We start from the raw sequence: 23,311 nt of genomic DNA on the forward strand, positions 1-23,311 counted from the left end.
GCGGCAACGACTTTCACCCGGGCGGGTAGTCCGGGTCGAAATCGGCGTCGGACACCGGGTCGGGCGGCAGCTCATCGCCGTACTCCGCGTCGGGCGGAAGGTCGGCGAGTTCCGGACCGGCCCCTTCCCGCGGGTCGGCGGGCGGCGCCCAGGCCGGCGCGACCTCGGCGATGAGATCGGCCAGCTCGGCCGGCCCCGGCAGTTCGGCGGGCGCGACCGTCCGGCCGCTGCGGACGTAATGGAAGGCGGCGCCGACCTTGTCGAGTACGAGCTCTTCGGCTTCCCCGATCTGCGCGGCCATCATGCGGGCCCAGGCGACCCGGTAGACGGCCAGCTGCATCGCGACCGAGCGTTCTTCCGCGCGTGACGGTTCCGCGCCGGTCTTCCAGTCCACGACCAGCCAGCGGCCGCCGGGTTCGCTGAACACCGCGTCCATGCGGCCGCGGATGAGGGTGCCGCCGATGCTGGTCTCGAATCCCACTTCGACGTCGATGGGGTTGCGGTCGGCCCAGGGCGAGGCCAGGAACGCCTCCTGCAACCGGATCAGGTCGGCGTCGCCCGCACCGCTGTCGGCGGCGCCGGGCAGTTCGTCGAAATCGAGCAACCCGACCGCGCCGAACCAGCGCTGCAACCAAGCGTGAAAGGCGGTGCCGCGCCGGGCCAGCGGGCTCGGCGGATATGGCAGCGGCCGCCGCAGCCGCGCCGCGAGCTTGGCCGGATCGGCCCGCATATCCACCAGCGCGGTGGCGGGCAGCTGCGCGGGCAACTCCACTTCGTGAATGCCCTCGACTGTCGCGAAATGCTCGGTGAGCAGGGCATCCACATCGTCGGCCCAGCCTTCGGGATCCGGATCGTGGTCGGGGGCCGCACCGTCTGCCGATCCGTTGCCGGAGGCCGTGCGGTCCGTGCCGGAGGTCGCGGGGTCGTGCGTCAGGTCGTCGAACAGGTCCAGCTGGCGCGGGGATTCGAGTTCGCTCGAGGCGTCGTGGGCCCGGCGGGAGGGGACCGGGGGGATCTCGGCCCGGACGGGAGCGGTTCGGCCCTTCGCCGGCTGGGTGCGATGCTCCCGAGGTTCGGGCGGAAGATGCGCGAGCGCGGTGCGGACCAGGGCCGCGCCCGCTTCGACCGCCCGCCGCCGCACGCCGAGCGGGTCGCGGGGCCAATCGGCCACGGCGGGATTGTCGGTGAAGGGATTGGGTGCGTCGGGGGGTGGTGGGTCGGCCCAGAGGTCGACGCGCACGGTGCCGTGTCCAGGAGACTCCGGATGTTGGGTCCACCGTTTCAGTTCGAGCAGGAAATCCGAGGGCCCCTTCGGCGTGGAACCGGTCTCGGCCCAGTGGTGGGCCGAAACGAACAGTGCGCGTTCGGTTCTGGTGAGCGCGACGTAGAACAGGCGGCGTTCCTCGTCGAGGCGGCGGCGGGCCAGCGCCTCCTTGTGCTGTTTGATCGCCCGTTCCAGATCCGCGCGGTCGTACAGTTCGGTGAGGTCGAGGACCGGAACCCCGTCGCGCGCGGGCGCGGAATCCGTTGTGTCACCGTCGTTGTCGCGTTGCCGGTCGCCACGCAGCGAGGTGGGGAGTTCGGCGAGTGCGCCGAGCCAGGTCGCGGCGGCGTTCCCGGAGGGAAACAGGCTGCGCGATACGTGTGGTACGGCCACGACCTCCCATTCCAGCCCCTTGGCCGCGTGCACGGTGAGCACCTGGACCCGGTCGTGCGCCACCTCGACTTCGCCCGGCTCCAAACCGTTTTCGACCTCTTCGGCGGCGGCGAGGAAGCTCAGCAGGCCGGGCAGGGTGGCGCGGTGGTCACCGGCGTAACCCGCGACCACGTCGGCGAAGGCGTCCAGATGTTCGCGCCCCGCACCGGCTCCGGCGGCCGCGCGGCGGGTCTGGGTTTCCACACCGACCCCGATCGTGCGTTCCACATCGGCGACCAGTTCCGGCAGCGACTGCCCGCTGCGTTCGCGCAGCGCCGCCAGCTCCCGCCCCAGCGCGACGATGCGCGCGTAACCGAGCTCCGAATACCGTTGCGCCGGACCGGGGTCGGCGATCGCATCCGCGATGCCGGCTTGTTCGGCGGGTTCGGGCGCCACGGCCCGCAGCGCATCCGACAGCCCCGCGGCGTCGGTGATCGGTTCCGCGCGGCCCGGCGTCCCCGCGATCGACAGCTCCCGCGCCCGCGCCGACAACGCCTTCAGATCGCTCACGCCCAACCGCCAGCGCGCGCCGGTGAGGATGCGCATCGCGGCACTGCCGGCCGCCGGATCGGCGATCAACCGCAGGGTGGCGACGATATCGGCCACTTCCGGGGTGGCGAGCAGACCGCCCAGGCCGACGATCTCCACCGGCAGCCCCCGGGCGCGCAACGCCTCGGCCAGCGGCGCGGCGTCGGCGTTGCGGCGCACCAGGACCGCGGAGGTCGGGGGCGGCCGTCCGGCGTCGGCACACTGCTCCCATTCCGCCGCGATCCGCTCGGCAACCCACTTCCGTTCGTCGGCAACGGTTTCGGTGAGAGCCAGCGCGACCGTTCCGGCCGTCGCCAGCGGCCGGGGACGCAGCGCGTCGACGGTGACCCCGCCCTCGGCGCCGCGGAGTGGTTCGGCGACCAGATTCGCCAGATCCAGCGCCTCCGGCGGATTGCGCCAGCTCGTCAGCAGCGGCAACACCGGCGCGGCGACATTCGGGGCGGCCGGGAAATCGGTGGTGAAGCGGGGCAGGTTGGCCGCCGACGCACCGCGCCAGCCGTAGATGGACTGCATCGGATCGCCGACCGCGGTCACCGCCGGGCGGGTGGCGACATCCGTCTCCGGCGCCTCGGCGCCGATGCCGACCGCGCCGCGGTCACCGAACAGTGCTGCGAGCAGAATGCGCTGGGCATGCCCGGTGTCCTGATATTCGTCCAGCAGCACCAGGCGAAATCGCTCGCACTCCGCCGCACCGACCTCGGCGTGCGTGGCGGCCAGCCGCGCGGCCAGCGACATCTGCGAGCCGAAATCCAGTGCGCCCCTGCGCCGTAACTCCTCGCCGAGCCGCGCGACCAGCGGCAGCAGCGCCACCCGGTCCTGCTGGGCTTTGACGATCCCGCGCAGCTCCTGATTCGGGCCGCCGCGCTGGCGCGGACCGGGAGGCAGCGTCTCCACCAGCCGTTCCAGCTCCCGATGTGCCACCGCCAACTGCTCGGGTTCCACCAGATGTTCGGCGAGCTGACCGGACAGCGCGAGCACCGCCTCGGTGACCGATACCGGGGTGCGCTCGGTATCGAGATCGCCGTCCCAGCCGGTGACCACGCGGTGCGCGAGCTGCCACAGCTGGGTTTCGGTGAGCAGTGTGGCCGAGGGCTCCACGGGCAGCAGCAGACCGTGTTCGGACAGCAGCCGCCCGGCGTAGGAGTGGTAGGTGCTGATCTCCGGCTCGGATCCGACCAGGGTCGCGCGCAGCCGCCCGGTGCTGTCGATCTCGCGCAGCAGCGGCGATCCGGCCAGCCGCGCCAGGCGGGTGCGAATGCGAGTCGTCAACTGCTGCGCGGCTTTTCGGGTGAACGTCAGTCCCAGCACCGCGTCCGGGGCCACCAGTCGATTGGCGACCATCCAGACCACCCGCGCGGCCATCGTCTCGGTCTTGCCCGCGCCCGCACCCGCCACCACGAGGGTCGGGCCGAGCGGTGCGGCGATGACGGCGGACTGTTCGTCGGTGGGTGGCGGCAGGCCCAGCGCCTGCGCCAACTGCTCCGGCGTGATCGTCATCGATCCGTCACCTGGCGGCCCGTGTCCTGCACCGGGCAACTGCCGGCGACCTGGCAGTGCCGGCAGCCGTCGTTGCGCATGGCCAGGAAGCCGGGCCCGCGGGTGGCGGCCGCCGCATCGTGAATCGCCTTGCGCCACTGGGTGATACCTTCGGAATCGAGCGCGGTCTGCAACCGCTCGGTGGCCCCGTCGCGGCTCGGTTTTGCCACGTAGACGAGTCGGGCGCCGCCCGGTTCGATCCGGTCGCCGTCCACCTCCGCCGACAATCCGCCCGCCCCGGCGGCCACCTGGTAGGTCGCCAGCTGGGCGTGATCCTGAGCGGCCTGTTTGGAGATCGGGGTCTTGCCGGTCTTGACGTCGACGATGACGAAACGGCCCAGCGCGTCACGCTCCACCCGGTCGACGCGGCCGCGGATCCGCACCGGCACCTCGTCCGGGTCGCGGGCCGGCAGAACACAGTCCACCGGCACCTCGACACCCACCTCGGCCAACTCGGCCCGGGTGTTGCGCAACCAAGCCAGGAAGGTGTCGACCATCGATTCGGTGCGGCGCAGTTCCAGCCGGGAGTGCCAGCTGTGCGGGCCGTCCTCCCCGGAACTCGGGTCGACGGCCTTCCATGCCTTGACCAGCGCCGCCTTCACCTGGTCCTCGGTCACTCGCCCGGCCAGCGCTTGGACCAGGGTGTGCACGAGATTGCCCTTGACGGCATGCGGATTGTCCCCGTCGCTGCCGCCGTGTCGTTCCAGCGCCCAGCGCAGCGGACAGGTCTGCAACAGCTCGACCGTCGACGGCGACAACGCGACCGGCCCGTCACCGTCGTCCCACAGCGCCAGTTCCGAACTCGGGTCCGCGATGCCGTACCACTCGTCCGGATGGGCGCCGCGCACACCGGCCGCGGCCAGACGGGCCAATTGGGTGGCGGCTCGGTCCCGGCGGGCGGGATCGGCGCCGTCGTCGCAGACCACGCCGCGCAATTCGGCGATCAGGGCCTGTGCGACCAGGGCGCGCCCCGGATCGACCGGTGGCGGAATACGTCCCGGCTCCCCCGGTTCCGCCTCCGGATCGAGTTCGGCCAGGAACCGGGACGGCACCAGATCGCGGTCGCCGGTGACGGATTCGACCGCGGTCACCAGCAGGCTGTGGCGGGCCCGGCTGCACGCCAGCAGCAGCAGCCGGCGCTCCTCGGCGAGGATCGGCGCGGCCCGGCTGACCTGCTCCCCCGGATCGGCCACGCCCCCGATGAGGTCGACCAGTTCCTCGATGCCGAGCAGGGTCCCGCGCGGACGCAGGTTGGGCCAGATCCCCTCCTGCACTCCGGCGACGGCCACCACATCCCATTCCCGGCCGGCCGCGGCGTGCGCGCTCACAATCGCCACCGCGTCACCGGGTTCGGTCAGCGGAGCCGAATCCTGGTTGATCTCCTGCTGTTCCAGATATTCGACGAATCCCTCGACGGATGCGCCGGGCAGCCGGTCGACGTAGGCGGCAGCGGCATCGAACAGACCGACGGCGGCATCCAGGTCGCGGTCGGCCTGCACGGCACCGGCGCCGCCGCGCTCGGACTGCGCCACCCAGCGCTTCTCCAGCCGCGACGCGGTCCACAACGCCCACAACGCGTCCTCGACCCCGGCCCCACGCCGCAGCGCCCGCCGCGCCCGGTCGACCGCCCGCAGCACCCGCACCAGCGGCGCCACCTCGACCTCGGTGAGCCGATCGAGCAGGGTGCGATCACCGACTCCGGTGATGAGGTCGCGCAAGACGACAGCCGAGGACCGGTCGAGCTCGGAATAGGGTGCGAGGGCCTCCGGCGACTCCTCGACTGTCGATGAACCGCGCGCCGGTCCGCTCGCCAGCGGTGCGGAATCGGCATCACCGGCCACGTTCGATCCTGGTTCGCCTGTCCGCGTGGACAATTCGGCTGCCGGCTCGCCGTCGGCGACCGGCTCCGCCTCGCCCGGGCCGCTCGCGTTCGGCTCGGTCCGGGGATATCCGCGCTCGATCAGCGCGCGGCGAACGCCGCGGCGCAGTCGTCGCAGACTGATCTGATCGGCTCCGCCCAGCGGCCCGAGCAGCAGATCGAGCGCATCGTCTTCGGAGAACATCTCCGGACGCCCGCGTTCGACCACCAGCAGGGCGCGCAGCGACTGCAGCATCCACGCCGCGCCGCGCCGCCGGGCCAGCGGTGTGTCCGGTTTCGGTTGCAGCACCGGCACTCCCGCGGCGGTGAGCGCGCGGCGCAACGGGCCCAGCGACAGCGGCACCGAGCGCACGATCACCGCCATCCGCGACCACGGCACCTCCGCGGTGAGATGCGCCCGCCGCAGGTGGTCGGCGATCAGCGCCGCCTCCTTGGCCGGGGTGGTGAGAACCCGCACCAGCGCCTGCCCGTCGACGGCGGGATCGCCGAGGAGATGAGGTCCGCCGGTCCGCACGTCGAAGCGGTGCTCGGTCCGGCCCGGCATGCGGGCGGCGATCCGCGCGACCGCATCGTGAACCGCCGGGGCGCAGCGATGATCGTCGTGCAGGACGATCCGGCGTTCGGGTGGGGCGTCGGGTTCGGTGACGAAACGGGTATCCGCACCCCGGAAACTGAAGACCGCCTGATCGGGGTCGCCGGCCACGACGGTGGTCGCGGGGCCGGATCCGATCGCGCGAATCAGTTGTGCGGCAAGCGGATCCACATGCTGGGCGTCGTCGACCAGGAGGGTGCGGATGCGTTCGCGCTCGGCGGAGAGCAGTTCCTCGTCCTCGATCAGCACGTCCAGTGCGGCGCCGACCAGTTCGGCGGCGTCCAGGGCGGGGGCGCTGGCCTCGGGGGCTTGGACGCCGACCGACCAGCGCAACAGCATCGACTGTTCGTAGCGCTGCGCGAACGATCCGGCCGCCTCCCATTCCTCGCGTTCGTGCAGGCGCCCCAGTTCGATCAGATCCTCGGGTCCCAGATCGCGCTCGGTGGCGCGCAACATCAGGTCGCGCAGTTGCTCGGCGAAACCGTTGGTGCCGAGTGCGGCGTGCAGGCGCGGTGGCCACAGCACCTCGGCACCGGATGACATGTCGGCGAGTTCGCCGCGCAACATCTCGCGCAGGACCACGTCCTGCTCGGCGCCGGTCAGCAGCCGCGGCGGCGGATTGCCGCGGGCGGCCGCGTGCGTGCGCAGGATCGCGAAGGCGTAGGAGTGCACCGTGCGCACCATCGGCTCGCGCCCGGCGCCCGGCACCCCGCCGAGTTCGGGTGCGAGCGCGGTCAACTGCCGGGTGAGGGCGTTGCGCACTCGCAGCGCGGCCTGTTTGGAATGGGTGAGCACCAGCACCGATTCCGGGTCGGCGCCCGCGACGATGCGATCGGCGGCGAGATCGGTGAGCAGCGCGGTTTTCCCGGTGCCGGGCCCGCCCAGCACCTGCCAGGGCCGCCAGCCCGGGTCCGCGCCCGACCCACCCGCGAACAGCGTTCGGACATCGGCACCCCATTCGCGTAACCGGGGTGCGGTCTCACTGCGGCGCACCAGTCGCACCGAGCTATCCGATCGCATCACACGCGCTATTTCAACAGACACCCCCGACAGGATCGAATTCCGTGACAGCAAACGCACCCCGTGCATCCGATGTGTCCGTGTTGTGATCGGCGCCACGCCTGTCCGGGCGATATTCACGAATTCGCGCCGGTCTCCGCCTGCGGTTGATAATGCCTGGTGGAGAGCTTGTATGTCGTTCCGCGCCGCAGCGCGGCGGGGCCGCTGCGAATATCGGGCCGAAAATCCCACCGTCGCAGTCGTTCCCCGGCGGTTCACCGGCGCGGCCAGCGTCCGGCAATCCCCGTGCCCGATTCGCGCGAACGGAACGCACCGGTCGCACCGCCGCCGCGCCGACGGCACAATGATCGGGTGCCCGACGCCCCTATTCATCGATTCGGCCCCGCCGACGGCCCGCTCGTCCTCGCCCTGCACGGCCTGACCGGACACGGGCGGCGGTGGAGCGCGCTGGCCGAGGGGCAGTTACCCGAGGTTCGCGTCATCGCTCCCGACCTGCGCGGCCACGGGCGGGCGAGTTCGCTGCCGCCATGGACCTTCGAGCAGATCGTCGACGATCTGGTTCCGCTGCTCGCCGAACCGGCGGTCGTCGTGGCGCATTCGTTCGGAGCGGCGGTCGCCGTCCACCTGTCCCGTCACCGCCCCGATCTGGTCCGCGCACTGGTGCTGCTGGATCCCGCGATCGCCCTCGATCCGGTTCTGCTGCACGACATCGCCGAGGCGGGTCTGGCGCGGCCGGACTACGCCGACATCGCCGAGGCGCGCCACGACAAACTCGAGACGGCCTGGGCCGATGTGGCCCCCGAACTTCTCGACGCCGAACTCGCCGAACACCTGGTCGATACGCCCGAGGGCCGGGTCACGTGGCGGATGAGCCTGCCCGCCGTCACGTCCTACTGGAGTCAGCTGGCGCGAGAGCTGGTCCTGCCGCCGCCGCACATTCGGACCGTGCTGGTCCGCGCCGGTAAATCGCCGTTCGTCACCCCCGCGACCGTCGAGGCGTTCGCCACGCTCCCGGATTTCACGCTGCACGAATTCGACTGCGACCACATGGTCGCCCAGGCACGTCCCGCCGAGACCGCGGCCGTCGTCCGGTCGGTGCTCTGATGCCCACCACGGACGCCGAGATCGAGCGGGTGCGGGAACTGGTCGCGGCCATCCCGCCCGGCCGGGTCGCCACCTACGGCGATATCGCGGCGGCGGCCGGACTGTCGACGCCGCGAACCGTCGGCTGGATCATGCGCACCGACTCCGCCGACCTGCCCTGGCATCGGGTGCTGCGTGCCGACGGCACCCCGGCGAGCCATCTGGTCCAGCGCCAGTTGCGCCGGCTGGCCGAGGAGGGCTGTCCGATCCGCGGCGACCGCGTCGACCTGGCCGCCGCCCGCCACCGATTCGACCACTGACGGCGCCGATATCCGAATTCGCCCATTACTCCGGTTCGGCGGTTACCGTGGAGGAATGACCACCCGTCTGGCGTGCGTGGTGTTCGATGCGATCCGGCCACGGAACGTGGCGCGGTTCTGGGCGGAGTTGCTCGACTGGCAGATCACCGTGGACCGTCCGCACGCGGTCGAGGTGGCTGCTTCCGATCCGGATGCCGCCGATGTGTCGTTGATGTTCGTGCCGACGGCCGGACCCAAGTCCGGGAAGAACCGCATCCATCTCGATGTGGTCGGGCGTTCGCTGGATCATCAACGCGTACAGGTGGATCGGGCGCTGGCGCTGGGCGCGCGGCCGATCGATATCGGCCAGGGCGCGGTGCCCTGGACGGTGCTCGCCGACCCCGAGGGCAACGAATTCTGTGTCCTGGAACCGCGCGAGGAATATGTGGATACCGGCGCGGTCGCCGCGATCGTCGTCGATACTCCGCATCCCACCCGGCTGGCCCGGTTCTGGGAGACCGCCGCGGGCTGGCCGCTGACCCACGACGAATCGCGGATGTCCGGCATCCGCTCGGCCACCGGTCAGGGTCCGTGGCTGGAATTCCTGCGCACCCAGGTCGCGGCCCGCGAATGCGATCGCGTCCACCTGGACGTCGTCACCTACTCCACCGGCGATCCCGCGGACGAGGTCGCCCGACTCACCGCGGCCGGTGCCGTCCCCTGCCACGGCGCCGCAGTGCATCCACCGGCTCAGGCGATGCTGACCGATCCGGAGACGAACCGCTTCCGGTTGTTGCGCGCGCCGTGCGATTGACGTGGTCGCGAGCAGACGGCGGGCGTGTGCGCGTCCGCGTGCCGTTCGCCGTCCGATGTGGGCGGTTTACCATCGGTCCATGATCAACCTCCCGGGTGAGCCGCTGTGACCACTGTCGACGCGATCGTGCTGGCCGGTGGGCGGGCGACCCGGATGGGCGGGGTGGACAAACCCGCGATCGCCGTCGGCGGGCGCGCGATGCTCACCGTGGCGCTGGACGCGGTCGCCGACTGTGTGCGCACGGTGGTGGTCGGCCCGCATCGGCCCGAACTGGCGCCCGAGATCCGGCAGGTGCAGGAGGTGCCGGCCGGAGCCGGCCCGGTCGCGGCCGTCGCGCGCGCGGTCCGCGCCCTCGAGGAATGTGATTTCCCGGCCGATCTGGTCGTGGTCCTGGCCGCCGACCTGCCCTTTCTCACCTCCGCCGTGATCGGCGAATTGATCGGGCACGCAACGACTTCCGATGCCGATGCGGTGTTCGCCACCGACGAGTCCGGCCGTCCGCAATATCTGGTCGGGGTGTGGCGGCGAACGGCGCTGCTGTCGGCCCTGCGGCAGCTGGATTCGGTGACCAATCAGCCGATGAAGGCGCTGGTCCCGGTCGACACCCTGATGGTGACGCTGCCCGGTATCACCGATTGCGACACCCCGGAGCAGGTGCGCGCGGCCCAGGCCGCCGCCCCGGCGTTGTCCTTGGCGCAGGCCCGCGACGTGCTGCGCACCGGCATCACCCGGCTGCCGGTGCACGAGGCCCGGCCGGCGGCGGTGCGGGGTGCGGCGTTGGCGGCCCCGCTGCGCGCCGCCTCGGCGCTGCCCCGCTTCGACGTGTCGGCGATGGACGGTTACGCGGTGTCGGGTGAGGAGCCGTGGCGCCTGCGCCACGATGTCGGCTTCGCGGGTGGTGAGCGACCGGTGGGCCTGCTCGCCGGTGAGGCGGTCCGCATCGCCACCGGTGCCCACGTCCCGGAGGGCACCGACACCGTGGTGCGCGACGAATTCGTCCGGCTCGACGACGGGCTGCTGCGGCGGCTACCCGAGGCGCCGATCCGCGACGATGTGCGCCACCGCGGTGAGGATTGGCACAGCGGCGATATCGTCGCGGCCGAGGGCACCCCCGTCAACGCGGCACTGATCTCCGTCGCGACCGCCGCCGAGGTGGTCACCGCGCAGGTCCGCGGACCCGTGCGGGCACGAATCGTGATGACCGGCGACGAAATTCGCAGCGAAGGCCCGCTGCGCAGCGGCCAGACCCGCGATTCGGTCGGTCCCGTCTTCCCGGAGTTGTTGTCCTGGCACGGAATCGAATCGTCGGACCGGGTGCATCTGCGCGACACGCCCAACGGCTTCGACGATGTGCTCGCCGATACGACCGACGACCACCTGCTGGTCGTGGTCGGCGCGACCGGTGGTGGCGCGGCCGACCAACTGCGCGGCGCACTGGATCGGGCCGGGGCACGAATTCTGGTGCACCGCTTGCGGATGCGGCCGGGCGGCTCCACCGTGGTCGCCGAATTGCCCAGCGGCCCTGTAGTTCTCGGGCTTCCCGGTAATCCCTACGCGGCGGTCGCGACGCTGTGGGCGCTGGCCCCGGCCATCGTGTCCGGTCTCACCGGCCGCATACCGGCGCGGGTGCGGACCGGACCGCTCCTGAACGCCGGCGACGTGTCCGGTCCGGTGCCACGCATCCTGCCCGCGCGGGCGGCCGAGGCGGGCGGCTGGGTCGCCGACGGCCATATCCGCACCGCACATCTGGCCGGGCTGCTCGATCGCGACGGTCTGGTCGTCGTCCCCGCCGGCGCCGCCGACGGCGAACCGGTCGAATATCTGCCCCTGCCGGGCTGAAGCCACGCGGACCAGGAATGCCGCCGACGCCGGTCCCCGGCCGGCACCGGTTGCGCGCACAGTGCGCCGAACCCTGGTGGCGGCACCCCGCGGCGGGTTCCCTGGTCGTATGCCAGTGCCCGAGTATGCCCGCGGATATGATGCCTTCACCGGCGAGATCGGCCGGACCACCGCCGAATCCAGCCCTGCGTGGGACTACCCGCCGAGCGCGCCCGCGGGAGCGCCGAACATCATCGTGGTGCTGGTCGACGATATGGGCTACAGCGATATCGGCCCGTTCGGCTCCGAAATCGAGACACCGACCTTGAACCGGCTGGCCGAGCGCGGGGTCCGGCTCACCAATTACCACACCACCCCGCTGTGCTCGCCCTCGCGCGCGGCCCTGCTGACCGGCCTCAATTCCCATCGCGCCGGATTCGGCTTCGTCGCCAACGCCGATCCCGGCTACCCGGGCCTGCGCCTGGAACTCGCCGACGATGTGCTGACCCTGCCGGAGATATTGCGCGCCGGCGGCTACGCCACCTACGCGGTCGGCAAATGGCACCTCGTGCGCGACGCCACGATGAACCCTGCGGCACACCGTGATTCGTGGCCGACACAGCGCGGCTTCGATCGATACTACGGTTCACTGGAGGGTTTCAACTCGTTCTTCTACCCGAACCAGATCGTCTCCGACTCCTCCGTGGTGGATATCGAGCAGTATCCGGAGGACTACTACGTCACCGACGACCTGACCGACAAGGCGATCACCTACCTGAAGGATCTGCGCGCCCACGACGCGGACAAGCCGTTCTTCCTCTACTTCGCCCATGTCGCCATGCACGGCCCGCTGCAGGCCAAGGACGTCGATCTCGCGAAATATCGCGGCCGATACGCGCAGGGCTGGGACGCGGTGCGACAGAGCCGATTCGCCTCCCAGCTGGCGCAGGGACTCTTCGCGCCGGGAACCGAACAGCAACCGCGCAACACCGAGCCGGGTTACGAAGCGCAGGAATGGGATTCGCTGAGCGCCGAGCAGCAGCGCCGCTTCGCCCGGTACATGGAGGTGTACGCCGCGATGGTCGACAGCATCGACCAGAGCCTCGGGCGTGTTCTCGACACCGTCGAGCAGTTCGGTGAACTGGACAACACGATCGTGGTGTTCACCTCCGACAACGGCGGCACCGCCGAGGGCGGCCCGGTCGGCACCCGCAGCTATCTGGCCGAATTCGCGCACGTCGACGATCCGGACTGGGTGGGCGATGTGCCGCACGACGAGGATCTGATCGGCACCGCCCGTCTCGGCGTGCACTATCCGCGGGGCTGGGGGCAAGCGTCGAACACGCCGTTCCGGTTCTACAAGGGACAGACCTTCGCCGGTGGAGTGCGGGTGCCGTTCATCATCTCCTGGCCGAAGGGTCTGCCGGACAACGTGATTCGCGATGAATACGTGTATGTCACCGATCTGGCGCCGACCCTGCTGGAACTGTCGGGAGTCTCGCGACCGTCCGTGCGAAACGGGCTGCCGGCCAAGGATTTCGACGGCGTATCGGCGGCAGAAGTGCTGCGGGACCTCGATGCCCGCTCCCGGCACCTCGAGCAGTATTCGGAAATGACCGGGCATCGCGGCTTCTACCGGGACGGCTGGAAACTGCTCGCATTGCACGAGCCGGGCGGCGAGGTGGACGCGCCGAACTGGCAGCTGTTCGACGTGCGGACCGACCCCACCGAATTGCACGATGTCGCAGCCGAATTCCCCGGCAAGGTGCGTGAACTGGCCGCGGCCTGGGACGAGGCGGCCTGGCGTAATACCGTCTTCCCGCTGCTGACCCGCCGGGATCTGGCGCGCCGGCGCCCTGAGGAAGCCCGCCTGTCCGAGCCGTTGCGCATCCTGCCCGGGACGCCGACGCTCGAGCGGTACCGCTCGCAGCGCCTCATCGCGTACCGCGATTTCACCGTCACCGCCGAACTCGCGGGCTACCACGACGGTGACGAAGGGGTACTCGTCGCCCACGGCGATCCGCAGGGCGGTTATCTGCTCTACCTCGAGAACGGCCGAATCGTGTTCGGCTTCAACTCGTTCGGCCGGTATACCGAGGTGTCTGCGCTCATCGTCCCCGGGACGCGGGAGGTCACCCTGGCCGCGACGGTACGGCCGCGCCTGCGCTGGGACTTCGCCCTCTTCCTCGACGGCACGTCCGTCGCCACCCTCACCGACCAGGTCCAGCTCGTCGGGATGGCCCCCTGGACCGGTATCTCGGTCGGCGTGGACGCCCGCGGCCCCGTCGCCTGGGACCTACGACAGCGCCGCGGCCCGTTCCGCTACACCGGGTCACTGCGTGCCGTCACCTACACCCCGGGACCGCTCCAGGTATCGGAACAGGTGGTGCGGGCGGTGGAGTCGGAGGCAGAACTCGTGGCCGAATAGCGGTCTGCGACATATCGATGACCACACCCTGATTCGCCTGCTGGACTTCGAGCATCTCCAACGCCACGTCGTACACCGTCGTCCGGCGGGCCGAGGTGATCAGCTCCTGCCGGATGTAGGCGCTCAGCGGCATGCCGACGGCGCCCGCTCGACGCGCGAGAACGCTCCAGGTTTGCGCCGGGAGGTCGTAGTCACGGATCACGGCCATGGCGTCGGCGTCGATGCCGGAATCGTGACGGCCGCGGCGCTCGGCATCCAGGAATTCCACGACAGCGTCCAGCGGAACACGCCGACCAGCGAGCTCGATCAGCTCACCGCGAATATGGGCGTTCATGGAGAGACCGGCTGCGCGCGCCCGGCGCCGTAGGACGTCGGCCGTCGGGGTGGGCAGGTCGTCGGTCGGAATCATCGCCATCGTGACACCGTAGCCACGCGCCGGGCGGGCGGTGCGACCGTTCGGCAAACAGTGCCGAAAATCGGTAATCGCCGTCACTTCCGACCGCGCGCCGCTATCCTTTCGACTCGATTCGGCGCCGCGCGAATGTGTTAACAAATGTAAAACGCCCGCGAAGCGCCGGTTTCCAAAGCATCACCGAGCGCGTGGACGGCGGCTCTGCGCCGACGGTTCGGCACCGTGAGAATCGGTATCGCCGCAGGTCGGACCGGAATCACCCCGCGCCATCGGCAATTGCCCAGTGACCGGCACGTTTCCCCCAGCTCACAGCTCACCGGCGGCTCACGCGCGGTGTGAGCGGATCGTTTTGCCGCCCCCGCCGGCGTCCTTACTCTCGACTGGTCAGCCCGGTTCATGTGTCTCGATGGGGGCGTTGTGGTCATATCGCACAAAAAGAGTTCGGCCCCCTCATCAGCGTCGAACGGCGGAGCCGCGGTGTCGAACGGCGCACCCGAGTCGGCGGCCGATGCCTTGCTGAAGGTGGGCCGCTACTTCCAGCGCGGGGAGGTGTCGGATGATCTTCGCACCGTGCACAAGGTCGGCGGGCGCGAGGCCGACGAGTTCTACCGCGACCGCTGGGCCCACGACAAGGTGGTCCGGTCCACGCACGGCGTCAACTGCACCGGCTCCTGCTCCTGGAAGATCTACGTCTCCGACGGCGTGATCACCTGGGAGTCCCAGCAGACCGACTATCCCTCGGTCGGCGCCGACAAACCGGAATACGAACCGCGCGGCTGCCCACGCGGCGCCTCGTTCTCCTGGTACACGTATTCCCCTGCGCGCGTGCGTTATCCGTACGTGCGCGGAGTCTTGCTCGAGATGTACCGCGAGGCGAAGGCCCGGTTGAAGGATCCGGTGCTGGCCTGGGAATCCATCGTCGAGGATCCCGAGCAGGCCGAGACCTACAAATCCGCGCGCGGCAAGGGCGGATTCGTGCGCGCGGAATGGTGGGAGGCCGCCGAAATCGCCGCCGCGGCACACGTTTACACCATCAAGCAGTACGGGCCGGACCGCATCGCGGGTTTCTCACCGATCCCCGCGATGTCGATGGTCTCGCATGCGGTCGGCGCCCGGTTCATCTCCCTGCTCGGCGGTTCGATGCTGTCGTTCTACGACTGGTACGCCGACCTGCCGGTCGCCTCGCCGCAGGTGTTCGGCGACCAGACCGACGTCCCGGAATCCGCGGACTGGTTCGACGCCGGCTATCTGATCATGTGGGGTTCGAACGTCCCGGTCACCCGCACCCCGGACGCGCACTACATGACCGAGGCCCGCTACCGCGGTCAGAAGGTGGTGGTGGTCTCCCCCGACTACGCCGACAACACCAAATTCGCCGACGAATGGGTCCCCGCCCGCCCGGGCACCGACGCCGCCCTGGCGATGGCGATGGGCCACGTGGTGCTGCGCGAATTCTTCGTCGACCGGTCCACTGCGCGATTCGACGACTACATCAAGCGCTACACCGATCTGCCGTTCCTGATCACGCTGGACGAGCGCGACGGCGGCTGGAACGGCGAGGGCGAATACCGCGGCCACACCTGGCTGCCCGGTAAGTTCCTCACCGCCGCCGACCTGGCCGCCGCGGGCCTCCCCGGGTTCGATGTGGACAACGCCGAACACAAGACCGTCCTCCTGGACGGCGACGGAAATCCCGTGGTGCCCAACGGAACCCTCGGCGACCGGTTCTCCGAATCCGGCGCCGGGCGATGGAATCTGGACCTCGGCGACGTCGATCCGCTCATGACTCTGTACGGCCGCACCGACGATGCTGCGGCCGTACAGTTCCCCCGCTTCGACGGCGAGACCGGCACGGTCACCCGTTCGGTGCCGACCACCGTCATCGCCGGACGCCGCGTCACGACCGTCTTCGACCTGCTGCTCGCGCAATACGGCGTCGGGCGTCCGGATCTGCCGGGCGACTGGCCCACCGGCTACGACGACCCGAGCGCGCCCTACACTCCAGCGTGGCAGGAGTCGATCACGGGAGTGCCTGCGGCACAGGCGATTCGGATCGCGCGCGAATTCGCCGACAACGCCGATCGCTCCGGCGGCCGGTCGATGATCCTCATGGGCGCCGGGACCAATCACTGGTTCCACTCCGATCAGATCTATCGCGCCTTCTTCACCCTGACGCTGCTCACCGGCTGCCAGGGCGTCAACGGCGGCGGCTGGGCGCACTACGTGGGCCAGGAGAAGTGCCGCCCGGTCACCGGCTGGTCCACCCTGGCATTCGGCCTGGACTGGCAGCGATCGCCGCGGCAGATGCAGGGCACGGTGTTCTGGTATCTGACCAACGACCAGTGGCGCTACGACCCCTTCACCTCCGAAACCTTCGCCTCCCCACTGGGTTCCGGCGTGTTCGCGGGGCGCACGGCCGCCGACAATATCGCGCTGGCCTCCCGGCTCGGCTGGATGCCGACGTATCCGACGTTCGATCGCAATCCGCTGGATCTGGTCGACGCCGCCGAGGCCGCGGGGCAGACGCCGCAGGACTATGTGGTCGGCAACCTGAAATCCGGTGATCTCGAGTTCGCCTGCGAGGATCCCGACGCACCGCGGAACTTCCCCCGCGTGCTCACCGTGTGGCGGGCCAATCTGCTCGGCTCCTCGGGTAAGGGCAACGAATACTTCCACCGGCATCTGCTCGGCGCGGATTCCAATCTGCAGGCCGACGATTCGGCCGGAGTGCCGCCGCAGGAGGTGCGCCGGCCGGAACAGGCGCCGACCGGAAAACTGGATCTGCTGGTGTCGCTGGATTTCCGGATGACCTCGACGACGCTGTTCTCCGATATCGTCCTGCCCGCCGCCACCTGGTACGAGAAACACGATCTGTCCTCGACGGATATGCATCCGTTCGTGCACGCCTTCTCCCCCGCGATCTCCCCGCCGTGGGAGGCGAAAACCGATTTCGAGGCCTTCCACCGCATCGCGCGCGGCTTCTCCTGGCTTGCCGAGAAACATCTCGGCGTCCGCAAGGATCTGGTCGCCGTTCCGCTGCAACACGATTCGGTGGACGCGCTGGCGCAGGCGCGTGGGCGGGTGCTGGACTGGAAAGCGGGTGAATGCGAACCCGTTCCGGGCCGTACCATGCCGAAACTCGTTGTCGTGGAACGTGATTACCCGAAGCTGGCCGAGAAGATGGCGGCGCTGGGCCCGCTGATCGAAACGCTCGGTGTCACTACCAAGGGCGTCACGACCGTCCCCGACGCCGAGGTCGACTATCTGCGCGGCGTCAACGGCAGCGTGGTCTCCGGCATCGCGCAGGGCCGCCCGTCGCTGGCCAAGGACGTGCACGCGGCGGAGGCCGTCCTGGCGCTGTCCGGGACCACCAACGGCCGGTTGGCGGTGGAGGGATTCCACGCGCTGGAGCGGCGCACCGGCACCCGGCTGGCGGATCTGGCGGCCGAGCACGAAGGTAAGCGGATCACCTTCGCCGATACGCAGGCCCGGCCGGTGCCGGTGATCACGTCACCGGAATGGTCCGGATCCGAAACCGGCGGCCGGCGCTACTCCCCGTTCACCATCAACACCGAACGGCTCAAGCCCTGGCATACGCTCACCGGACGCCAGCACTTCTATCTCGATCACGACTGGATGATCGAACTGGGCGAACAACTTCCGATCTTCCGGCCACCGCTGGACATGTCGGTGCTGTTCCGCGAACCCGACGTCGGGGCGGTCGGTGAGCGGGGCGTCACCGTCCGCTACCTCACTCCGCATTCGAAGTGGTCCATCCACTCCGCATATCAGGACAATCTGCATATGCTCACCCTCTCGCGGGGCGGGCAGGCGATCTGGATGTCGGATCGTGACGCGGCGAAAATTGGTGTGGCCGATAATGATTGGATCGAGGCCGTCAACCGCAACGGTGTGGTCGTCGCCCGGGCGATCGTCAGTCACCGTATGCCCGAGGGCACGGTCTTCATGTATCACGCCCAGGACCGCGCGGTCGACGTACCGCGTATCGAGGGCACCCCGGACATGCGGGCGGGCCGAGGCAAACGCGGCGGCATCCACAACGCGCTCACCCGGATCATGATCAAGCCCACGCATCTGATCGGTGGATACGCCCAGCAGTCGTTCGCCCTGAACTACCACGGGCCCACCGGAAATCAGCGTGACGAGGTCACCACGATCCGGAGACGCTCACAGGAAGTGGAGTACTGATATGCGTGTCATGGCACAGCTGGCCATGGTGATGAACCTGGACAAGTGCATCGGCTGTCACACCTGCAGCGTCACCTGCAAACAGGCCTGGACCAACCGGGGCGGCACCGAGTACGTCTGGTTCAACAATGTGGAAACCCGGCCGGGGCAGGGATATCCGCGGCAGTACCAGGATCAGGAGAAGTGGAAGGGCGGCTGGACGCTGGACCGCCGCGGCCGCCTCACCCTGAAGTCCGGGTCGCGGATGAAGCGGCTGCTCAACATCTTCGCCAATCCGGATCTGCCGACGGTGTCGGACTACTACGACCCCTGGAGCTACGACTACGACAATCTGCTGTCGGCGCCGGCCATGGACACCACCCCGGTGGCACGGCCCAAATCGCTGATCACAGGCGAGGATACGAAGGTCACCTGGGGCGCGAACTGGGACGACGACCTCGGCTCGGGACCGGAACAGGTCGGCCGGGACCCGTTGCTGGCGCGGCTGTCGGACCAGGTCAAACTCGAATTCGAGCAGACCTTCATGTTCTATCTGCCGCGCATCTGCGAACACTGCCTGAATCCGTCCTGCGGCGCCTCCTGCCCCTCGGGTGCGATCTACAAGCGTGCCGAGGACGGCATCGTGCTGGTCGACCAGGACAAATGCCGCGGCTGGCGGCAGTGCATCACCGGCTGCCCGTACAAGAAGATCTACTTCAATCACAAGACCGGCAAGGCCGAGAAATGCACGTTCTGCTATCCGCGCGTGGAGGTCGGTATCCCGACCGTCTGCTCGGAGACGTGCGTGGGGCGTCTGCGCTACATCGGCGTCATGCTCTACGACGCCGACGCGGTCCTCGAGGCGGCCTCGGTGACCGATCCGGAGCAGTTGTATCCGTCGCAGCTGGGCGTATTCCTCAATCCCCACGATCCGCGGGTGATCGCCGAGGCCGAACGCGCCGGTATCTCGCCGGAATGGATTGCCGCGGCGCAGGATTCGCCGGTCTACAAGCTGATTGTCGACTACAAGATCGCGTTGCCGCTGCATCCGGAGTACCGGACCATGCCGATGGTCTGGTACGTGCCGCCGCTGTCGCCGGTGGTGGACGTGCTGGCCGAGACCGGGCACGACGGTGAGGATGCGCGAAATCTGTTCGGCGCCATCGACTCGCTGCGCATTCCGGTGGAATATCTGGCCGAGCTGTTCACCGCCGGGGATATCGGGCCCGTGCGCGCGGCATTGCAGCGGCTGGCCGGGATGCGGTCGTTCATGCGCTCGATCAACCTCGGCCAGGAACCAGATCTGGCGATTCCCGGCGCGGTGGGCCTGGAACCGGAGGAGATCGAGGCGATGTACCGGCTGCTGGCCATCGCCAAATACGAACACCGGTACGTGATTCCGTCGGGCGCGACATCCCGGGCGCACGAACTGGATTCGCTGGCGACGGGGTGCAGTCTGGACGGCGACGGCGGGCCGGGGATGACGGCCTTCGACGTGACATCGGAGAAGTTCGCACTCGTCGATGCCAATTCCGCGGCGCCGGAACAGAAATCGTCGCGAATCAACCTGCTGAACTGGGACGGCGGGTCGACCGAGGGGCTGGTGCCGGAACGCGACGGCAACGGTGCCGCCGACGGGCATTCGGCGACCAACGGGCACGAGAGTGGTCCCGCACACGACGTAGCCGACGACACGCTGCCCGAACCGACCGGAGCGAGCCGATGAGGATATGCCACCGCCCCGGCTCCGCACGACGAGAGGTGCGGCCATGGGACTGCTGACGTTGCGCAAGCGCCCCGCGCCGGTCGTCCAGATGTCCGAACGGGATCGCCGGCTGATCTGGCGGATCTCGGCGCTCCTGCTCGATTACCCCGGTCCGGACACGCTGGCCATGCTCGCCGACCTGTCCGAGGCGGTGGCCTCGCTCCCGGAGCCGGTGCGCGCCGATCTCGACCGGCTGCTCGCCCACCTGACCGGTACCGCACCGCTGACCCTGGCGCGCGACTACGTCGACACCTTCGACCTGCGCCGGCGCGCCAGCCTGCATCTGACCTATTACGCCTACGGCGACACCCGCAAGCGCGGTATGGCGCTGCTGCGGTTCAAGCACGCCTATCGGCACGCCGGGGCGGAGTTGTCGGATCGCGAACTGCCCGACCATCTTCCGGTGCTGCTGGAGTTCGCCGCCACCGTCGACCCGATCGGCGGTGAACGACTGCTCGGCGAACACGTGCCGGTGCTGGAGATGTTGCGGCTGTCGCTCACCGACAGCGAATCGCCGTACGCCGGCGCCCTGGCCGCCGTCCTCGCCACCCTGCCCCCGCCCACCACGGCAGATCGCCGCCGGATCGCGGAACTGGCCGCGCAGGGACCGCCGGACGAGGACGTCGGGCTGGAACCGTATTCGATGAACGGCGAGTCGATGCATCCCGCCATGAACCCCGACCTGTATTCGCCGCCCGCCGCCGGAACCTCCGCCACCGCAGGGCTTTTCGCCGGATCCGGAGATCGACGATGACATCCACCGTCTGGGCCACCCTGCCCTACATCGCCTTCACCTCGTTCGTGCTGGGCCACCTCTGGCGCTACCGCAACGACCAATTCGGCTGGACCACACGGTCTTCGCAGATCTACGAATCCCGGCTACTACGCATGGGCAGCCCGCTGTTCCACTTCGGCATGCTCGGTGTGATCGGCGGACATGTGCTGGGCGTGTTGATTCCGGAGTCCTGGACCGATGCCGTCGGCATCTCCGAACACTTGTATCACGTGATCGCTGTCTCCGCGGGTACGGTGGCGGGCGTCGCGGTGATCGCCGGTATCGGGATACTCGCCTATCGACGCGTGCGTGTCCCGGCCGTGCGCAAGGCGACCACCACCAACGACATGTTCATGTACGTGTTGCTCGCCGCCGCGCTGATCACCGGGCTGCTCAATACCGTCGGCAGCAATCTGCTGTGGGGCACGTACAACTATCGCGAGACCGTATCGCCGTGGTTCCGAAGCCTTTTCACCGCTCATCCGCAGCCGGACCTGATGGTCGGCACGCCCTGGACCTTTCAGGCGCACGGGCTCATCGTGCTGACGCTCATCGCCGTCTGGCCCTACACGCGGCTGGTCCACATGTTCAGCGCCCCCGTCGGCTATCTGGTGCGTCCGTACGTGGTGTACCGCAGCAAACCTGTCGATGTGGCGAACAAGAAGAAGTACGCGCGGGCCTGGCAGAGCCCGGTCCTGCCGCCGTCGCGCTGATTCGCCCGACCCGCAGCCCTTGACCTGGAGCGCACTCCACGGACTAGCTTCGCCGGTATGAACGATTCCGTCCGGCCCGCACCGAGTTTCGGCATCAAGACGACACCCGCGCACGTCGGCTACGCGGACATCCTGCGGGTGTGGCTGGAGGCCGACGACATACCCGAGATCGAGCATGCCTGGTTGTACGACCATCTGCTGCCGCGGGCGGCGGTCGGGCTGCCCGGACACGACGGCGATTCGACGGGGAGCCGGTCGGCGGGCCCGGTCCTCGAGGGCTGGACGCTGCTGGCGGCGCTGGCGGCGCGGACGCGACGACTCCGGCTCGGATTACTGGTGTCCAACAACCGGATTCGGCATCCGGCACTGCTGGCGAAGATGGCCGCCACCGTCGATGTGATCTCGGGCGGGCGACTGGATTTCGGGATCGGCGTCGGGGGGTTCCCGCGCAACGATCCCCGCTTCGCGACGATGGTCGCGCCCGAGTACGCGGCGTACGGCATTCCGGTCGGCACGTGGCGCGACGCGGTGAGCAGTTTGGGTGAGGCGTGTGTCCTGATCCGGCGGATGTGGAGCGAGGAAGTGTTCGACTTCCCGGGCGAACACTTCCCTCTCACCGGCGCCCAATGCGATCCGAAACCGGTCCAGCGGCCCCATCCGCCGATTCTGCTCGCCGGTGCGGGCGCGTCGACGCTGCCGATCGTGGCCGCCCACGCCGATCTCTGGAATGTGATCGGCCCCCCGCTGACCGGCGTCGACACCCTCCGCGAACACAGCCGGGCACTGGACGACCAGTGCGCGGCGATCGGCCGCGATCCCGCACACATCACCCGTTCGGCGCAACTGCCCATCTCCTACGACGCCCCCGCCCGCATACGCGAAACGCTGCTCGAACTGATCGACGCCGGTTTCACCCACCTGGTCCTCAACCCTCCCGCCCCGTACCCGGACGGAGTCGCCCACTGGATCGCCGACGAAATCATCCGCCCGACCCTGGACGCGGCCCCGCACTGAGCGCCGTCTTTTCGAGGGCGACTCCCTATCATGGACGCATGCCGAGCCCGCTCAGCGAACCCGATGACCTCCCGGAATACATGACCTGGGAGGAATTGGCCGCGCTGCCGGAGGAGATCGCGGGCCAGATCGAACTGTGGGAGGGCAGGGTCGTCTGGGTCCGTCGCGGGCCCGCCGAGCATCAGGACTGCACGAACCTGTTCTGGAACGCCTTGCGGCGATGCGTCCGCGAGGAACACGACAGGCAGCCCGACCGTTGCTGGCGCGTCTCGACCGAAACCAACGTCTTCCTCGGTCGCAACGGCAAATCGGACTTCCTCACGCCGGACTTTCTCGTCTACCGATGTCTGCCCGTTGAATATCAAGATGTTCGTGCGGACGACGTTCTACTGGTCGGCGAGGTGTTGTCACCGTCGAACACCGTCAGTGACATGGAGGCGAAGAAAGCACGCTACGCGGAGGCCGGCATCGACTGGTATTGGGAGGTCAAGCTGGCCAGGAATCCTCGCGGCATCGCCACCGTCCGCGCCTATGCGCTGCAAACACGCACCGGAAACCTTCCGCCCGGCGTACACGCCCTTCACGCGATGAACTACATCCTGGCCGACGAATGGACGCCCCGAGCGGACCCGAACGGCATCAGCATCGAGTTTCCGTTTCCGATCACCATTCCGTGGACAGAGCTGGAACTCTAGGTCGGTCCACGGTCGGATCTCACCCGCACGCGGGA

The 23,311-nt window shown here is 69.2% G+C and carries 14 protein-coding genes; 11 read left to right on the forward strand and 3 right to left on the reverse strand.

The features are described 5' to 3' along the window. Positions 1-13 precede the first annotated feature (13 nt). Together NK1_RS19360 and NK1_RS19365 are read right to left on the reverse strand one after the other, a co-directional pair. A complete protein-coding gene (locus NK1_RS19360) occupies positions 14-3,742 on the reverse strand; it encodes an ATP-dependent helicase (RefSeq protein WP_084461214.1) in 3,729 nt (1,242 codons plus the stop codon). Beyond that, positions 3,739-7,272 carry an ATP-dependent helicase gene (locus tag NK1_RS19365; RefSeq protein WP_063010507.1) on the reverse strand — a complete coding sequence of 1,178 codons (3,534 nt, stop codon included), beginning with the start codon at positions 7,270-7,272 and terminating at the stop codon, positions 3,739-3,741. Before NK1_RS19365 ends, NK1_RS19360 begins: the two co-directional genes overlap by 4 nt. A 351-nt stretch (positions 7,273-7,623) precedes the next feature. Here NK1_RS19365 and NK1_RS19370 point away from each other — a divergent pair, with 351 nt between their 5' ends. From NK1_RS19370 to NK1_RS19390, 5 genes are all read left to right on the forward strand, one after another. Beyond that, positions 7,624-8,376, forward strand: a complete 753-nt coding sequence (locus tag NK1_RS19370) for an alpha/beta fold hydrolase (RefSeq protein ID WP_063010604.1) — start codon at positions 7,624-7,626, stop codon at positions 8,374-8,376. Further along, a complete protein-coding gene (locus NK1_RS19375; RefSeq protein ID WP_063001444.1) occupies positions 8,376-8,675 on the forward strand; it encodes an MGMT family protein in 300 nt (99 codons plus the stop codon). The genes NK1_RS19370 and NK1_RS19375 overlap by 1 nt, the downstream gene beginning before the upstream one ends. A 55-nt stretch (positions 8,676-8,730) precedes the next feature. After that, on the forward strand, positions 8,731-9,468 hold the full coding sequence (locus tag NK1_RS19380) for a VOC family protein (protein ID WP_063010509.1): 738 nt from the start codon (positions 8,731-8,733) through the stop codon (positions 9,466-9,468). Positions 9,469-9,573: 105 nt separating this feature from the next. After that, a complete protein-coding gene (locus NK1_RS19385; protein ID WP_084461216.1) occupies positions 9,574-11,307 on the forward strand; it encodes an NTP transferase domain-containing protein in 1,734 nt (577 codons plus the stop codon). A 109-nt stretch (positions 11,308-11,416) separates the two neighbouring features. Beyond that, positions 11,417-13,714, forward strand: coding sequence for an arylsulfatase (locus NK1_RS19390; protein WP_063010511.1), 2,298 nt, complete (start codon positions 11,417-11,419; stop codon positions 13,712-13,714). On the opposite strand, the gene NK1_RS34620 is transcribed toward NK1_RS19390, so the two are convergent. Then, the gene (locus tag NK1_RS34620) at positions 13,632-14,129 is read right to left on the reverse strand and encodes a hypothetical protein (protein ID WP_157104350.1); all 498 of its coding nucleotides are present in this window, start codon (positions 14,127-14,129) and stop codon (positions 13,632-13,634) included. The two genes, NK1_RS19390 and NK1_RS34620, sit on opposite strands and share 83 nt — an antisense overlap. A 393-nt stretch (positions 14,130-14,522) precedes the next feature. On the opposite strand from NK1_RS34620, the gene NK1_RS19400 reads away from it, so the two are divergent. The 6 genes from NK1_RS19400 to NK1_RS19425 are packed head-to-tail and all read left to right on the forward strand — an operon-like array spanning position 14,523 to position 23,276. Beyond that, positions 14,523-18,335, forward strand: coding sequence for a nitrate reductase subunit alpha (locus tag NK1_RS19400; RefSeq protein WP_084461218.1), 3,813 nt, complete (start codon positions 14,523-14,525; stop codon positions 18,333-18,335). A gap of 1 nt (position 18,336) precedes the next feature. Beyond that, positions 18,337-20,040, forward strand: a complete 1,704-nt coding sequence (gene narH / locus NK1_RS19405; RefSeq protein WP_063010517.1) for a nitrate reductase subunit beta — start codon at positions 18,337-18,339, stop codon at positions 20,038-20,040. 43 nt (positions 20,041-20,083) lie between these two features. After that, on the forward strand, positions 20,084-20,833 hold the full coding sequence (gene narJ / locus NK1_RS19410) for a nitrate reductase molybdenum cofactor assembly chaperone (RefSeq protein ID WP_063010519.1): 750 nt from the start codon (positions 20,084-20,086) through the stop codon (positions 20,831-20,833). Further along, on the forward strand, positions 20,830-21,567 hold the full coding sequence (gene narI / locus NK1_RS19415; protein ID WP_063010521.1) for a respiratory nitrate reductase subunit gamma: 738 nt from the start codon (positions 20,830-20,832) through the stop codon (positions 21,565-21,567). Before narJ ends, narI begins: the two co-directional genes overlap by 4 nt. A 57-nt stretch (positions 21,568-21,624) precedes the next feature. Then, on the forward strand, positions 21,625-22,581 hold the full coding sequence (locus NK1_RS19420) for an LLM class flavin-dependent oxidoreductase (RefSeq protein ID WP_063010523.1): 957 nt from the start codon (positions 21,625-21,627) through the stop codon (positions 22,579-22,581). 38 nt (positions 22,582-22,619) lie between these two features. Continuing rightward, complete coding sequence (locus NK1_RS19425; protein WP_063010525.1) at positions 22,620-23,276, forward strand: Uma2 family endonuclease; 657 nt, start codon at positions 22,620-22,622, stop codon at positions 23,274-23,276. Positions 23,277-23,311 lie beyond the last annotated feature (35 nt).

The sequence above is a fragment of the Nocardia kruczakiae NBRC 101016 genome, from assembly GCF_001612965.1.
Lineage (GTDB): Bacteria > Actinomycetota > Actinomycetes > Mycobacteriales > Mycobacteriaceae > Nocardia > Nocardia kruczakiae.